We start from the raw sequence: 13733 nt of genomic DNA, 5'->3' as shown, positions 1-13733 counted from the left end.
TTCAGTCCCCTCACCGGCGTCGTCAACTGCCTCGGACCAGGCTCCTGACGAACCCGGCAAATGCCTCGGCCGACTCGTCGCCGTCGAAGTCGCCGAGGACATAACGTTTTCTCTCAGCGCGGGCCTCGGCCAAGGGATCGGCGACCAGAAGGTCGTCGAGCACCTCGTCGAGGTTGGACAGGTCGCCCAGCAGGACGTACCCCGTCTCGGCCACCGAGAACTCTGCCCGGAAGTCGTCGACCGAGGCATGCATGCTGACCATCGCGTACGGCTTGCGGGACTGCAGGAAGTCGGAGACGACGGACGAGACGTCGGAGATCAACGCATGCGACTGGTTCGGCGCAGTCGGCCACCGACCAGACCTTGTCGACCTTCTTGCCCAGCGATGCCGGCGACCGGAGATCGTCTTGTCGGCCCGCAGGATCGCCTGGATGTCCCGCACGACGGCCTTGCGGATGCGCCAGCGATAGCTCAACGGGTGCGGACGGAAGATCACGGTGGCACCCCGGTCGATCAGCGCCTGCACGATCCGCGGGCCGCGCTCGAGCGACGAGAAGTTGACCGCCTCGTCGAGACCGTGCCACGTCGGGGCGTACAGCACGATCTTGGGATCCTTGCGGGCGATGGGGCCGGTCACCGAACGAACGCCCGACGCCTGGGGGCGCCCCAGGATCACGAACTTGTCGGGTCGACGCTGGATGCCGTGCCGTGCGTAGCGGTCGATCCCGGCCTGGCCGCAGACCACGGCTTGTCGTAGTGGGCGTGGCGCGGGTTGAAGTTGGCGGGCTTGTCGGAGTCGCCGTGGTTGAGCCAGACGTGCGTCAACCGGTCGTGCGCCATGAACCCGGCGTTGGAGCGGGCGTTCTGCACGTAGAAGACCGCCTTCAACGACGGCACCAGCAGCTGGTCGAGGTCTTTGAAGCCGCGCGAGCCCAGCTGGAGGTACGGCGACGACAGATCGGCGTCCTTGAGGATCATCGCGGCGTACTTGGCGTGCAGGCTGATCACGACGTTGCGTTCGCCCGACCGCAGGATGTACGGCTCCCACATGCGCAGCTGCCACGGCCCGCCCGAACGGCCCGCGAACCCCATCGCGGTGGTCGGCGCATAGGCCGCCAGAGCCCGTTGGACCCGGCGGCTCTGACGTGCGTAGCGCAGCGCGCTGTCAGCCCCCACGAGCCACGACACAGCAGCCACACCGGCCAGCACCACGAATGTCCAGGGCTGCGCGTCGATCGCGATCAGCACGGCTGCGACCGCGGCGGCGAGGACGCTGACGGCCCCGTAGACGTACACCGGGATCGGGCTCGGGGTGCTCGGACCATCTGGCACTCCGGGGAGTCCGTGCGACCACGGCGGGCTCTCTGCCTGGTCGGGTCGAATCCCGACGCAGTGCCGAGCAGCGCGAGCACGCCAATCACGACGACTCCCCGGTCGAGGACGAACGCCAGCACCAGAAGGACCGCGAAGGTCAGGACGACGAGCGACTGCAGCACGGGCGGTCGGCGCAAGGAGGTGGAGGTGACCGCCGGCGGGGTCGTCGGCACGTTCTTGGTCACCTCGTCAGTATGCCAGTCAGCGCGCACGGGCCCGCTGAGCATCGAGCAGCGCCCCCACGAACGTCACGGCAGACCGCGAAGCGTCGAACACGTCGGGCTGCCTCCAGAACGAGTGCACCATGCCCAGCGCGCGGTGCGCCGTGACCTCGACTCCCGCAGCGGCGAGCTGAGCGGCGTACAGCTCGGCCTGATCGCGCAGCACGTCGTGCTCGCAGGTCAGGATGAAGGCCGGCGGGTGCTCGGCGAGGTTGTCGGCGCACGCCGGCGACACCTCTGGGTGGTCGCCGAGCTCACCGGGAGCGTAGGGCTCCAGAACCAGTCCGATGCCCGCACCGTCCAGCGTGGCATTGGCCAGCGGCCGACAGCTCGGCACGACGGTCGACGGGCGGGTACATCAAGACCTGGAAGTCGAGAGCCTGCGGATCTCTCACGCACAGCCCGGCTACCAGGTTGGCGCCCGACGAGTCTGCGATGGCCGGCAGGAACGACGCGTCGATCCGGTGGGACCGGTCGTGCGCCGCAGCCAGCTGGCCGCGGTGGCGACGTCGTCGAGCGGCGCCGGGTACGGGTTCTCCGGCGCGAGACGGTAGTCGACGGCCAGCAAGGCCCACCCCGTCCGGTGCGCGAGGTAGCGGCAGAACGCGTCATGGGTCTCGAGGTCGTGCATGGCCCAACCACCGCCATGGACGTACAGCGCAGCCGGAGCCCCCTGCTTGGGGCGGTACAGCCGGCACGGGACGCCGTCCGCGTCGACGTCAATGACGAAGTCGAGGCCGATACGTTCGCCCTGCAACGCTGCCGCCCTGGCCTCGGCGCGCAACGCCACCAGGTCTTCTGGAGGCCACGGCTCGTCATCGTCGACCAGCGTGTCCAGCAGCGCCCGCGCCTGAGGGTGAAGTGTCATGGCACGAGGCTAGTTGCCCCTTGGGGTTGTCGAAAGGGCTCCTCTCGACAAGCCCAAGGGGCGAAGCGACGTCAGCTGAAGTCGAGGTCACCCTTGCGGGTGCGCTTCGGCTCGAAGAAGTCAGGGAACGAGGCCAGCGCCCGGGCACCGTCGAAGACGACGCCAGCTGTCTCACCCTTGGGGATGCTCTGCAGCACCGGACCGAAGAAGGCGACGCCCGCGATCTCGATGACGGGCGTGCCGACGTCCTCGCCGACCTTGTCGATGCCGACCTGGTGCGAGGCACGCACGGCATCGTCGAGCGAGGCGTCGTCAGCCGCCGCAGCGAGCTCGACCGGAAGACCGGCCGCAGCGCAGCGACTCCTCGAACAGCGAGGTGTCGAACTCACGCCCCTCGTTGTGGTGACGGGTGCCGATCGCGGTGTAGAACTCACGGACGGCTGCTGGCCCGTGCTGCTGCTCGACGGCGATCGCGATGCGGACCGGCCCCCAACCGCGCTCGATCATGTCCTTGTACTCGTCGGGCACGTCCTTGCCCGAGTTGAGCACCGACAGGCTCATGACGTGGAAGTGGGTCTCGACGTCGCGCACCTTCTCGACCTCCAGCATCCAGCGGGAGGTGATCCAGGCGAACGGGCACAGCGGGTCGACCAGAAGTCGACAGTCTCGGTCTCAGCGAGTTCAGTTGAGGTCATGATCTGTGCAACACCGGATGACCCGCGCGCATTTCCTCGACGAGGGATCCGACCACTGCATCGAGCTCACCGGCGTTGATCGCCGCGACCCGGCGCTGACGCTGGTAGGACGCACCACCGGCGATGATGGAGTGGATCCCGGCCAGCTCGTCGACGCACTCGAGCCGCTCGGCGACCGGCGCAAGACGGTCGAGCCACCGGTGCAGATCGGTCGTGACGAGGTCTTCGTCGGCGTTCTTGTCGAGGATCAAGATCGCGTCCATGCCGTACCGGGCCGAGCGCCACTTGTTCTCCTGCGCGAACCACGGCGGGATCGTCGGCAAGCTCGCGGCCCGCGTCGAGCTCGGTCGAGAAGTACTCGACGAGGCAGTGGGTCAGCGCCGAGATGCTGAGCAGACTCGGACATCGACGGTATGCCGTCGCACACCCGCACCTCGAGGGTGCCGAACTTCGGCGACGGACGCAGGTCCCAGCGAATCTCGTCGAACGAGTCGATGACACCGGTGTGCAACATGTCGTCGACGTAGTGCTCCAGCTGGCTCCACTCCTCGAACTGGAACGGCAGGCCGGCCGTGGGCAGCTGCTGGAACATCAGTGCCCGGTTGGAGGCGTAGCCGGTCTCGTTGCCGCCCCAGAACGGCGACGACGCGCTGAGCGCCTGCAGGTGGCCGTAGACCGTCAGCATCGCCCGGCTGATCGGCAGGACCTTGTCGCGATCCTCGATCCCGACGTGCACGTGCACGCCGTAGATCAGCATCTGGCGCCCCCACCACTGAGTCCGGTCGATCAAGGTCGCATAGCGCTCCTTGTCGGTGACCTTCTGGTGGTTCCAGGCGGCGAACGGATGCGTTCCGGCGCACATCAGCGTCGACCCGAAGCGGATCGGTGACGGTGCGGATCTCGTCGATCGCCCGCTGCAGGTCGGCGCCTGCCTCCGCGACGCTCGTGCACACACCCGAGACCACCTCGACGGTGTTGAGCAACAGCTTGGCGGATGTGAGGATGCTGGTCGAGCCCTGGCGGCAGCACGGCATCGAGCACGGTCTGTGCCACCTGCCGCAGGTCGCCGGAGTCGGAGTCGACCAGCGCCAGCTCCCATTCGATGCCGACCGTCGAACGGGCGGACGACGCGAAGGCAATGGTCATGTCCCTATCCTGCCCGAGTCTTCGGCGATCACCCGCGTCGACCAAAGTGCGGGACCGTGAAAGCATGGCGACATGCCTGGTACGAATCTCACCCGCGAAGAAGCCAGCGAGCGCGCCTCGATCGTCTCTACCGAGACCTACGACGTGCAGCTCGACCTCACCCTCGACTCCGAGACGCGTTTCGGATCTGTCACGACGATCGACTTCGGGGCGACCCCCGGCTCGTCGACGTTCGTCGACCTCGTCGACGCGCAGATCACGTCGATCAGCCTCAACGGCTCCGCCGTCTCGCTCGACGCCTACGCCGACAACCGCATCGCGCTGTCAGGCCTGCAGGAGTCCAACACCCTGGTCGTCGAGGCGACGTGCGCCTACTCCCGCTCCGGCGAGGGCCTGCACCGTTTCGTCGACCCAGCCGATCAGCGGGTGTACCTGTACACCCAGTTCGAGGTTCCCGACGCCCGCCGCGTGTTCGCGACGTTCGAGCAGCCCGACCTGAAGGCCGTGTTCACCTTCCACGTCACTGCTCCGTCCCACTGGGCCGTCGTCTCGAACTCCCCACGCCTGAACCCGTTCCCGCCGCCGAGGGCACCAGCACCTGGCACTTCGCACCGACCAAGAAGATGTCGACCTACATCACGGCGCTCGTGGCCGGCGAGTACGTGTCGGTCACTGACTCCTACCAGGGCGCGTACGACGAGATCCCGCTCGGCATCTTCTGCCGCCAGTCGGTCGTGGAGCACCTCGACGCCGACGACATCTTCTTGATCACCAAGCAGGGCTTCGAGTTCTTCGAGGGAGCCTTCGAGATGGGCTACCCGTTCGGCAAGTACGACCAGCTCTTCGTCCCCGAGTACAACATGGGTGCGATGGAGAATGCCGGCGCCGTGACGTTCCGTGACGAGATGATCTTCCGCAGCCGACAGACCGTCGCGGCGTACGAGAGCCGCGCCAACACGATCCTGCACGAGATGGCACACATGTGGTTCGGCGATCTCGTCACGATGAAGTGGTGGGACGACCTGTGGCTCAACGAGTCCTTCGCCGAGTTCGCCGCCTCGCACGCCTCGACCAACGCGACCCGTTTCAAGGACTCCTGGACGAGCTTCACGAACGCTCGCAAGAACTGGGCCTACCGTCAGGACCAGCTGCCGTCGACGCACCCCATCGCAGCCGACAACTACGACCTCCATGCGGTCGAGGCCAACTTCGACGGCATCACGTACGCGAAGGGCGCCTCGGCGCTCAAGCAAGCTCGTCGCCTGGGTCGGCGAGAAGGACTTCTTCGCCGGCCTGCGTGCCTACTTCGGCAAGCACGCCTACGGCAACACCGAGCTGAAGGACCTGCTCGTCGAGCTCGAGGCCGCATCGGGACGCGAGCTCGGCGACTGGGGCCGCGGAGTGGCTCCAGACGTCGGGCGTCAACACGCTGCGGGCTGAGTTCGAGACTGACGCCGATGGCGCCTTCACCTCGTTCTCCGTCCAGCAGACCGCGATCGAGGCCTACCCGACGCTGCGCCGTCACCGCATCGCGATCGGCCTCTACGACCGTGCGGACGCTTCGACGAGGCTCGGGAGGGCCTGGAAAGCTCGTCCGCACCCACCGCGTCGAGGTCGACATCCGGGGCGCATCGACCGACATCGCCGAGCTGATCGGCAAGCAGCAGCCTGACCTGATCCTGCTCAACGACGACGACCTGACGTACGCCAAGATCCGCCTCGACGAGCGCTCCTTCGCGACGCTGGTCGACAGCATCGCGACGTTCGAGGAGTCGCTGCCGCGGGCACTGTGCTGGGGATCGGCCTGGGACATGACCCGCGACGCCGAGCTCTCGGGTGCTGACTTCGTGACCTTGGTGCTGGCCGGCGTCGGATCCGAGTCCGATCTGACCGCAGTCGGCTCGCTGCTGCGTCAAGGCAGCGGAGCGGTGCACTACTACACCAACGACGCTGCACGGCCGGCACTCGCGCAGCGCTGGGAGTCGGGACTGCGCGAGCTGGTCGACGCCGCCGAACCTGGCAGCGATCACCAGCTCGCCCTCGTCCGGGCCTTCGCCTCGGCGGCCTCCTCCCCCGACCGCATCCGAGAGATCCTCGACGGCGCGCTCGACGGTCTGACGATCGACACCGATCTGCGCTGGACGCTCATCACGGCGCTGGCCCGGCTCGATGACGCCGACGAGGCCGCGATCGCCGCCGAGGCTCGAGCGCGACAACACGATCTCGGGCCAGGAACGAGTTGCTGCGGCACGCACGATCCGTTCCCCACGCCGACGCCAAGGAGAAGGCGTGGCAGGTCGTCGCCGTCGATCCGTCGACCCCCAACGAGACCCGCCGCCAGACAGCAGTCGCCTTCCAGGTCTCAGGTCAGGCCGACATCCTCGAGCCCTACGTCGACCGCTACCTCGAGATGGCCAACACCGTCATCGACGACCTCGGCGTCTGGATCGGGCAGGTCGCGCTGATCCACCTGTTCCCGCTGGCCAATCCCTCGCAGTCGGCGCTCGACAAGGTCGATGCGTGGCTGGCCTCGACGTCGGCGAACGCTGCCGCCGTCCGATACGTCTCGGAGGGCCGCGACGACCTGGCCCGCGCGCTCAAGGCACAAGCCGCGTTCTGAGCTTCTCCGAGTCAGGCAGGAGGGCACCATGCCCGTGGATCTCGTGTTCCGAGGACGTCGGTCGACCCGTGACCGCGCACTCGTGATGGCCATTGTCAATCGCACCCCCGACTCGTTCTTCGACAAGGGGGCGACCTACGCCGACGAGGCGGCCCGTGACGCGGTCCGCCGGGCCATCGGCGACGGCGCCGACATCATCGATGTCGGCGGCGTCAAGGCCGGCCCCGGTGACGATGTCGACGTCGTCGAGGAGATCCGTCGCACGGTGCCCTTCCTGGCTGCGGTGCGCGAAGAAGTTCCCGACGCCGTCCTCAGCATCGACACGTGGCGTGCCGAGGTGGGCCGCCAGTGCGCCGAGGCCGGCGCCGACATCATCAACGACACGTGGGCCGGCGCCGACGCCGGGCTTGGTGACGTCGCAGCCGAGTACGGCCTCGGGTTCGTCTGCTCGCACACCGGTGGCGCCGTGCCACGCACCCGACCGCACCGGGTCAACTACGACGACATCGTCGGCGACGTCATCGCTCAGACCACCCAGGCGGCAACCGCGCTCGTCGAACGGGGTGTCCCCGCGAAGGCATCCTGATCGACCCGACGCACGACTTCGGCAAGAACACGTGGCACGGTCTCGAGGCTGCTGCGGCGCGCCGACGAGCTCGTCGCAACGGGCTGGCCGGTCCTGATGGCGTTGTCCAACAAGGACTTCATCGGCGAGACGTTGGGGCGTCCCGTCGACCAGCGGCACGAGGGCACCCTCGCGGCGACGGCCTTGGCTGCCAGCCAGGGTGCGGCGATCTTCCGGGCCCACGACGTCGCCGGGACCCTGCGTGTCCTCGAGATGGTCGCGAGCATCCAGGGCAACCGGCCGCCTGCACGAGTGGTGCGCGGCCTTGCCTGACGTGTCGCACGACGATCCATTCGTGCAGACCTCCAGGTGGTTCGACACGCACACGTACCGGTGGGACCAGTTCGATCCCACGGCGCTGGTCGCCGCCAAGGGATCGACCAAGGTCAGCATCCTGATCCCGGCCAAGAACGAGTCGGCCACGATCGGCGCGATCATCAAGACCCTGCGGACCGAGCTGGTCGAACGCGTCGGGCTGGTCGACGAGATCATCGTGATCGACTCGCACTCCGACGACGACACGTCCGAGATCGCGCGAGCGGCCGGTGCCATGGTGTTCCACGTCGACGAGATCCTCCCCGAGGTCGGAAGCCGCCCCGGCAAGGGCGAGGCGATGTGGAAGGCGCTGGCCGTGATGTCCGGCGACATCGGCATCTACCTCGACGCCGACGTCCAGGAGTTCACCGCCGACTTCGTGATCGGTCTGCTCGGTCCGCTGCTCGTCGACCGCGACCTCGTGTTCGTCAAGGCCTTCTACGACCGCCCCTGGTCGTCCGGCCCGTCGCGGTCATCTGGCGGGGGCCGGGTCACCGAGCTCGTGGCACGCCCCCTGATCCTCGACCGCGCTCCCCTCCTGTCGGGCTTTGTGCAGCCCCTGGCCGGCGAGTGCGCGTTCCGGGTCGAGGCGTTGCGTGCGGTGCCGTACGTGTCCGACTACGGCGTCGACATCGGTCTGATGATCGACGTGCTGCGCCGCCACGGCCTCGACGCGATGGCACAGGTCGACCTCGGTCTGCGCCTGCACCGGCACCAAGATCTGGCAGCGCTGAGTGCCATGACGCAGCATGTGCAAGCGGCCTTCGACCTGCGTATCGACCCGCAACATCCGCAAGAAGTCGAGAACAGCGCGGTAGTGTTCCGACGAAACGGGACCGCGATGCAGATGTCGAAGCGTTCCACCATCACTTGTCAGCGTCCTGCGATGGACGACGTCCGCGGGGGTAATCGGTGCTGATCGACCCGCTTGAGCTCACCCGCGACGAGCTCACAGTCCGGTTCGACGACGCAGGCACGCCCCACGACGTCGTCGCAGTGTTCGACCTCGACGGCATCACCGACCACGACGGCTGACTGCACTCGTCGCGCGGCGTCCCGATCGCATCGGCCTCGTCGGACTGGCTCGACGCCCCTTGCCCCGCGAGGCCGCCGGTCTGCTCGCCGAGCTGACGACGACCTTGGTCGATGATGCCGGCCTCGTCCCGGCTGAGCTGGCCGCGATGACCGTCACGGTGCCTGATCCGCCGCTGGTCGCGGCAGCCATCGTGTCGAAGGCGGCGGTCGCGCCGCGCGCCACCGTCGCAGCACTCGGCCTGTTGGCCGCCGACCTGTCGCTCGTCGACGGCGTCGTCATGGAGTCACTCGCGCACTCGATGCTGCTCGCCGGCCCGGAGGCTCGCCGCCTGGTACTCCCCTTCTCTGCCGCACGACGACTCCTCGGTCGACGGGCCGGTGCTCGTCGAACGCACCGTCAACCGGCTCGACATCGTCCTGAACCGTCCCGGGCGCCGCAACGTGATCGATCGACATCTGCGCGCCGAGCTGCTCGACGCCCTGCGGCTCGCCGAGGACGATGCGACGATCACCGAGGTCGTGATCCGCGGCAACGGACCCAGCTTCAGCAGCGGCACGGATCTCGACGAGCTCGGTGAGACGACCGACGTCGGCGCGGCACACGCGCGGGGCCTCGGCCAGAGCGTCGGTCTGGCGCTGCACCGGGTCGCCGACCGGGTGACCGTCGAGCTGCACGGGCCCTGCTTCGGCGCTGGCATCGAGGTGCCGGCCTTCGCCTCACGGATCGTCGCGCAGCCCGGCACGACGGTGGGCCTGCCTGCGCTCGGCATGGGGCTGGTGCCAGGTGACGGCGGTACCGCGAGCATCCGGCGGCGCATCGGCCCGTGGCGGACGGCCTTCATGGTGCTGTCGGGTGCCACGGTCGGGCTCGAGCAGGCCCTCGACTGGGGCCTGGTCGACGAACGGTCAACCGACGCGGCTGGTTGACCGCGGCGCCGGGCGGTGCTGGCCGCCGGACAGACCCGCGACGATGAGGCTCGCGAGCGAGCGATAGGCGGCCGAGTCGTCGAGCCCGGTCGCTCGCGCGATGTCACCACGGTGGATCGACTCCATGGTCTGCGCCGCGACTGCGCCGAGGAACGCCGAGTCGACGCCAGGCGCTGCCTCCTGCACGAGCGACTGCACCCTGGTAGCGGCGATCATCGTGTTCTGCCGGTAGATGTCGCGGGCCGGGGCGAATCGTTCGAGATCTGCGAAGAACGCCGCCGATGCTGGTGCCAGCTCGGCCGCGACGGCGCTCAGGTAGGCGTCGATCCTCTCGACGGCGGGAGCCTGTGGGTCGACTGCCTCCTCGACCCGTTCGGTCGATCGGCGAAAGAACGTCCGCACGACCGAGACCAGCAGCTGCTCCTTGCTGGGAGCGATCGCGTACAGCGTCGACTTCGAGCAGTTCAGACGCGCTGCGATCTCAGCCATCTGCAGGTTGGCGAATCCCTCGGCCAGGATAATGTCGATGATGCCGTCACGCAGGTTCTCGGTGCGTCCGCTGAGGCTCTCGTCCTTCGTCGACATAGGGTGACTGTACCAGGAACAGTTCTTGGGTACACTTGTGCGTACAGAGCCGAGTCCGTCCACGACGCAGGAGCCACCATGCCGGCAGATCGCCTGATGCCCACCCCCGAATCGGCCGACCTGATCGACCTGACCCGCCAGATCGTCGACAACGGCTTGCGGCCCGTGATCAGCGAGCTCGACGCGGCCGCCCAGTTCCCCCGCGACGTCTACCGCACGCTGGGGCGTGCCGGGCTGCTGAGCCTGCCGTATCCCGAAGGCTCGGTGGCGGCGGACAGAGCTACGAGGTCTATCTTCAGGCCCTCGAGGAGATCGCGTCGGCGTCGGCGAGTGTCGGAGTCGGCGTCAGCGTCCACGCACTGTCGTGCTTCGGCCTGTTCACCGCCGGAACCGACCAGCAGAAGAACGACTGGCTGCCCGAGATGCTGTCGGGAGAGCAGCTCGGCGCCTACTGCCTCTCCGAGGCACACGCCGGCTCCGACCCTGCCGCGATGCGCACGCGCGCAGTACGTGACGGAGACGACTACGTCCTCAACGGAGCCAAGGCCTGGACGACCCATGGCGGCCGGGCTGACTTCTACAAGGTCATGGCCCGGACGTCCGAGCCTTCGACAGGCTCAGGGAGCAAGGGTTCTGGCATCTCCTGCTTCCTCGTGCCGGCCGACACTCCCGGCCTGACCGCTGACACGCCTGAGCAGAAGATGGGGCTGATGAGCTCGACGACAGCCACGATGCTGTTCGACGACGTCCGGATCCCTGCCGAGCGTCGCTTCGGGGCCGAGGGCCAAGGGCTGTCGATCGCCCTGGCCGGACTCGACTCTGGGCGGCTCGGCATCGCCGCGGTCGCCACCGGGCTGGCGCAGGAAGCCCTCGACGTCGCGGTCGCGTACGCCAAGCAGCGTGAGACCTTCGGCAAGGCCATCATCGACCACCAAGGACTCGGCTTCGTGCTGGCCGACATGTCTGCCGCCGTCGAATCGGCACGGGCGACCTACCTGGCCGCTGCGCGCCTGCGAGACGCCGGACGTCCGTTCTCGCGGCAGGCGTCGATCGCGAAGATGATCTGCACCGACAACGCCATGAAGGTCACGACCGATGCCGTCCAGGTGCTCGGCGGAGCCGGCTACACCAAGGACTTCCCCGTCGAGCGCTTCATGCGCGAGGCCAAGGTCATGCAGATCTTCGAAGGAACCAACCAGATCCAACGACTCGTCATCAGCCGCAACCTCGCGCGCTGAGCAACCCGTCACCACCCCCACCCACAGGAGCAGCATGCAACTCAACGACACCGCCGCCATCGTCACCGGCGGCGCCTCCGGCCTAGGGGCCGCGACAGCCGCCCTGCTGGCCACCCAGGGCGCCTCGGTCTACGCACTCGACCTGCAGGCGTCGATCGACCAGGCTCCCTCGGTCGCAGGCGTGACCTACATCGCCGCCGACGTCACCGACGAGACGCAGGTGCGGGCCGCGGTGGCGACGGCCAACGAGACCGTTCCGCTGCGCACCGTCGTCAACTGCGCCGGTATCGGTCCGTCTGCCCGCATCCTCGGCCGCAAGGGAGTCCACGACCTGGGCCTGTTCGCCAAGATCGTGCACGTCAACCTCGTCGGCAGCTTCACGGTGCTGGCCCTTGCTGCCGAGGCCATCGCCCAGAACGAGGCCGACGAGAACGGACAACGGGGCGTCATCGTCAACACCGCCTCGATCGCAGCCTACGAAGGCCAGATCGGCCAGGTCGCCTATGCCTCCTCCAAGGGCGGCATCGTCGGCATGACCCTGCCGGCTGCCCGTGACCTGGCGCAGCACGGGATCCGCGTCTGCACGATCGCCCCCGGCATCGTCAACACGCCGATGCTCGCGACCGTCAGCGACGAGTTCCGCGCCGGGCTGGCAGCAGGCGTCCCGTTTCCGCAGCGACTGTGCGAGCCCGCCGAGTACGCCAAGCTCGTCGCGATGATCGTCGACCACGACTACCTCAACGGAGAGACGATCCGCATGGACGGCGCGCTGCGCATGGCGCCCCGCTGAGACGTGCTGGGCTGACCGTCGCTCACCCGGTCAGGTCGAGACCGAGCAGTCCGCGCTCCAGCACCAGCGCGACGAGCTCGACGGCCTGATCGGGTCTCGCGGAATGGCCCGACACCTCGGGCAGACGATCAAGTGCTCCGAGCAGAACGACCTCGGCGGCCCACGGCGTGACGACTCCGTCGAGCTCGCCAGAGCTGACGAGCGACCCGACCGTGGTCGAGATGGCTTGCCGGAACCGTTCCCGGCTCCCCTCGAGCTCGGGATCATCCGGTGACCGGTCGATCAGCGCTCGCATGACCCCCAGGTACGCGCGGCGGAGCACCAAGAAGTCGCGAACCCAGGCGCGCAGGTCGTCACGGACCGCAGGGCCGGTCCCAGCTGACCCAGCACGCCGATCAGCACGGTTCGCGCGGTTCTCGAACTCGTCGGCCAGGACCAGCAGCAGGTCGAGCTCTCGGCGAAGTACTTGTAGTACGTGCCGCGGGCGAACCCCGCCCGCTTCACGATCGCGTCCACGTTCGCGTCGTGATAGCCCTGCTCGGCGAACGAGTCGGCTCCTGCACGGACGATGAGGTGGACGGTGCGGGCGCTGCGGGCGCTCAGACCCGCCAGGACGGCCTCCAGGCGCGACGGCCCGCTCCGCGGAGCCTCCCGCACGAGATGCTCACCCGGGTCGGTAGCCGCGGCGACCAGCACCTCCCGCGCAGTGGCCGGGAACAGCACCGCCTGAAGCGCCACCGCTACCTCGTCGGCAGCCTCTGCGTGCGCCGTTGACGAGCGACCCTCCGCAGAGCGCACGACGGTGTACCGGTGGACGACGCCGGCGACGAGCACGCCGGCCTCCTCCGGAGTCATGCCCGTCAGACCGGTCGAAGCCAGGCAGCTGGCCACGCGCCGCTCGAGCTCTCGCGCAGGCTCGTGCGAGACCGGCCAGTCGACGCCCGCCCACCGCACGAACAGCGCTGCGTGACGTTCGTGGACCCGGCTCCACGCGACGATCCACGAGCGCAGCTGAGCCAGCCCGTCTGCGGTCGGACCCAGGCGGCCGGCGTCGTCCATCACGTCGTGCAGCGCGAGCGCGCAGGAGTCCAGCAGCTCCCCGCAGGATCTCTTCCTTGCTGCCGAAGTACTGGTACAGCGCCGCGCGGGACACGTCGGCGGCGTCGGCGATGTCCTGCACCGTGGTGTCCTGGAACCCGGTGCGCGCGCACAGCTCCAACGTCTCGGCCATGATCCGCTCGCGCGTCTGACTGCCCCGCACCCCGACGTTCGGACTCGTCGGCCCATAGCTCGC

Annotated in this window: 21 protein-coding genes and 3 pseudogenes; 9 read left to right on the top strand and 15 right to left on the bottom strand. The window is 68.3% G+C overall.

Features of this window, described 5'->3' with window-relative positions; all coding sequences use genetic code 11:
- Positions 1-22 precede the first annotated feature (22 nt).
- From ACHMWU_RS14625 to ACHMWU_RS14580, 10 genes are all read right to left on the bottom strand, one after another.
- Entirely contained in the window at positions 23-745 is a 723-nt protein-coding gene (locus ACHMWU_RS14625; RefSeq protein WP_396044758.1) for a CDP-glycerol glycerophosphotransferase family protein, read from the bottom strand.
- Positions 673-1296, bottom strand: a complete 624-nt coding sequence (locus tag ACHMWU_RS14620) for a hypothetical protein (protein ID WP_396044756.1) — start codon at positions 1294-1296, stop codon at positions 673-675. Before ACHMWU_RS14620 ends, ACHMWU_RS14625 begins: the two co-directional genes overlap by 73 nt.
- Positions 1242-1559 carry a hypothetical protein gene (locus tag ACHMWU_RS14615; RefSeq protein ID WP_396044754.1) on the bottom strand — a complete coding sequence of 106 codons (318 nt, stop codon included), beginning with the start codon at positions 1557-1559 and terminating at the stop codon, positions 1242-1244. Before ACHMWU_RS14615 ends, ACHMWU_RS14620 begins: the two co-directional genes overlap by 55 nt.
- A 16-nt stretch (positions 1560-1575) precedes the next feature.
- A complete protein-coding gene (locus tag ACHMWU_RS14610; protein WP_396044752.1) occupies positions 1576-1932 on the bottom strand; it encodes an alpha/beta hydrolase fold domain-containing protein in 357 nt (118 codons plus the stop codon).
- 69 nt (positions 1933-2001) lie between these two features.
- Entirely contained in the window at positions 2002-2463 is a 462-nt protein-coding gene (locus ACHMWU_RS14605; RefSeq protein ID WP_396044750.1) for an alpha/beta hydrolase, read from the bottom strand.
- 71 nt (positions 2464-2534) lie between these two features.
- Positions 2535-2852, bottom strand: a complete 318-nt coding sequence (locus ACHMWU_RS14600; RefSeq protein WP_396044748.1) for a hypothetical protein — start codon at positions 2850-2852, stop codon at positions 2535-2537.
- A complete protein-coding gene (locus ACHMWU_RS14595) occupies positions 2776-3072 on the bottom strand; it encodes a hypothetical protein (protein WP_396044746.1) in 297 nt (98 codons plus the stop codon). Before ACHMWU_RS14595 ends, ACHMWU_RS14600 begins: the two co-directional genes overlap by 77 nt.
- An 82-nt stretch (positions 3073-3154) precedes the next feature.
- Entirely contained in the window at positions 3155-3421 is a 267-nt protein-coding gene (locus ACHMWU_RS14590) for a hypothetical protein (RefSeq protein WP_396044744.1), read from the bottom strand.
- Positions 3406-4020 (bottom strand): YbdK family carboxylate-amine ligase, encoded by a 615-nt coding sequence (locus ACHMWU_RS14585; RefSeq protein ID WP_396044742.1) that lies wholly within the window; start codon positions 4018-4020, stop codon positions 3406-3408. Before ACHMWU_RS14585 ends, ACHMWU_RS14590 begins: the two co-directional genes overlap by 16 nt.
- On the bottom strand, positions 4020-4304 hold the full coding sequence (locus tag ACHMWU_RS14580) for a hypothetical protein (RefSeq protein WP_396044740.1): 285 nt from the start codon (positions 4302-4304) through the stop codon (positions 4020-4022). Before ACHMWU_RS14580 ends, ACHMWU_RS14585 begins: the two co-directional genes overlap by 1 nt.
- Positions 4305-4376: 72 nt before the next feature.
- On the opposite strand from ACHMWU_RS14580, the pseudogene pepN reads away from it, so the two are divergent.
- The 4 genes and pseudogenes from pepN to ACHMWU_RS14560 all read left to right on the top strand — a co-directional run bounded on the left by pepN (position 4377) and on the right by ACHMWU_RS14560 (position 8899).
- Positions 4377-6924: pseudogene (gene pepN, locus ACHMWU_RS14575) on the top strand (aminopeptidase N).
- Positions 6821-7822 (top strand): annotated as a pseudogene (folP, locus tag ACHMWU_RS14570) (dihydropteroate synthase). The pseudogenes pepN and folP overlap by 104 nt, the downstream one beginning before the upstream one ends.
- 22 nt (positions 7823-7844) lie before the next feature.
- Positions 7845-8783 carry a glucosyl-3-phosphoglycerate synthase gene (locus tag ACHMWU_RS14565; RefSeq protein ID WP_396044738.1) on the top strand — a complete coding sequence of 313 codons (939 nt, stop codon included), beginning with the start codon at positions 7845-7847 and terminating at the stop codon, positions 8781-8783.
- A complete protein-coding gene (locus ACHMWU_RS14560) occupies positions 8777-8899 on the top strand; it encodes a hypothetical protein (RefSeq protein WP_396044736.1) in 123 nt (40 codons plus the stop codon). The genes ACHMWU_RS14565 and ACHMWU_RS14560 overlap by 7 nt, the downstream gene beginning before the upstream one ends.
- On the opposite strand, the gene ACHMWU_RS14555 is transcribed toward ACHMWU_RS14560, so the two are convergent.
- Positions 8880-9179 carry a hypothetical protein gene (locus tag ACHMWU_RS14555; protein ID WP_396044734.1) on the bottom strand — a complete coding sequence of 100 codons (300 nt, stop codon included), beginning with the start codon at positions 9177-9179 and terminating at the stop codon, positions 8880-8882. The two genes, ACHMWU_RS14560 and ACHMWU_RS14555, sit on opposite strands and share 20 nt — an antisense overlap.
- Positions 9180-9277: 98 nt before the next feature.
- Between ACHMWU_RS14555 and ACHMWU_RS14550 the strand changes: the two genes are divergently transcribed.
- On the top strand, positions 9278-9826 hold the full coding sequence (locus ACHMWU_RS14550; RefSeq protein ID WP_396044732.1) for an enoyl-CoA hydratase/isomerase family protein: 549 nt from the start codon (positions 9278-9280) through the stop codon (positions 9824-9826).
- Here ACHMWU_RS14550 and ACHMWU_RS14545 read toward each other — a convergent pair.
- Positions 9806-10411: a TetR/AcrR family transcriptional regulator gene (locus ACHMWU_RS14545; RefSeq protein WP_396044730.1), complete on the bottom strand. Its 606-nt coding sequence runs from the start codon at positions 10409-10411 to the stop codon at positions 9806-9808. The genes ACHMWU_RS14550 and ACHMWU_RS14545 overlap by 21 nt on opposite strands.
- Before the next feature lie 78 nt (positions 10412-10489).
- Here ACHMWU_RS14545 and ACHMWU_RS14540 point away from each other — a divergent pair.
- From ACHMWU_RS14540 to ACHMWU_RS14530, 3 genes and pseudogenes are all read left to right on the top strand, one after another.
- A pseudogene (locus tag ACHMWU_RS14540) lies at positions 10490-10788 on the top strand (acyl-CoA dehydrogenase family protein); the annotation flags it as partial.
- Positions 10789-10833: 45 nt separating this feature from the next.
- Positions 10834-11649 carry an acyl-CoA dehydrogenase family protein gene (locus ACHMWU_RS14535; RefSeq protein ID WP_396046770.1) on the top strand — a complete coding sequence of 272 codons (816 nt, stop codon included), beginning with the start codon at positions 10834-10836 and terminating at the stop codon, positions 11647-11649.
- A gap of 34 nt (positions 11650-11683) precedes the next feature.
- On the top strand, positions 11684-12439 hold the full coding sequence (locus tag ACHMWU_RS14530; protein ID WP_396044728.1) for an SDR family NAD(P)-dependent oxidoreductase: 756 nt from the start codon (positions 11684-11686) through the stop codon (positions 12437-12439).
- 22 nt (positions 12440-12461) lie between these two features.
- Here ACHMWU_RS14530 and ACHMWU_RS14525 read toward each other — a convergent pair whose 3' ends face one another.
- From ACHMWU_RS14525 to ACHMWU_RS14515, 3 genes are read right to left on the bottom strand one after another with little or no spacing between them, the layout of a single operon-like run.
- A complete protein-coding gene (locus ACHMWU_RS14525) occupies positions 12462-12734 on the bottom strand; it encodes a hypothetical protein (protein WP_396044726.1) in 273 nt (90 codons plus the stop codon).
- Positions 12722-13096, bottom strand: coding sequence for a TetR/AcrR family transcriptional regulator (locus ACHMWU_RS14520; RefSeq protein WP_396044724.1), 375 nt, complete (start codon positions 13094-13096; stop codon positions 12722-12724). The genes ACHMWU_RS14525 and ACHMWU_RS14520 overlap by 13 nt, the downstream gene beginning before the upstream one ends.
- 7 nt (positions 13097-13103) lie before the next feature.
- Positions 13104-13619: a helix-turn-helix domain-containing protein gene (locus ACHMWU_RS14515; protein ID WP_396046768.1), complete on the bottom strand. Its 516-nt coding sequence runs from the start codon at positions 13617-13619 to the stop codon at positions 13104-13106.
- On the opposite strand from ACHMWU_RS14515, the gene ACHMWU_RS14510 reads away from it, so the two are divergent.
- Positions 13555-13689, top strand: coding sequence for a hypothetical protein (locus ACHMWU_RS14510; RefSeq protein WP_396047004.1), 135 nt, complete (start codon positions 13555-13557; stop codon positions 13687-13689). The genes ACHMWU_RS14515 and ACHMWU_RS14510 overlap by 65 nt on opposite strands.
- Positions 13690-13733: the final 44 nt, after the last annotated feature.

This window comes from Aeromicrobium sp. UC242_57, assembly GCF_044452305.1.
Lineage (GTDB): Bacteria > Actinomycetota > Actinomycetes > Propionibacteriales > Nocardioidaceae > Aeromicrobium.
Note: the sequence above shows the minus strand (reverse complement) of the source record. Positions and strands in the feature narration are given on the sequence as shown.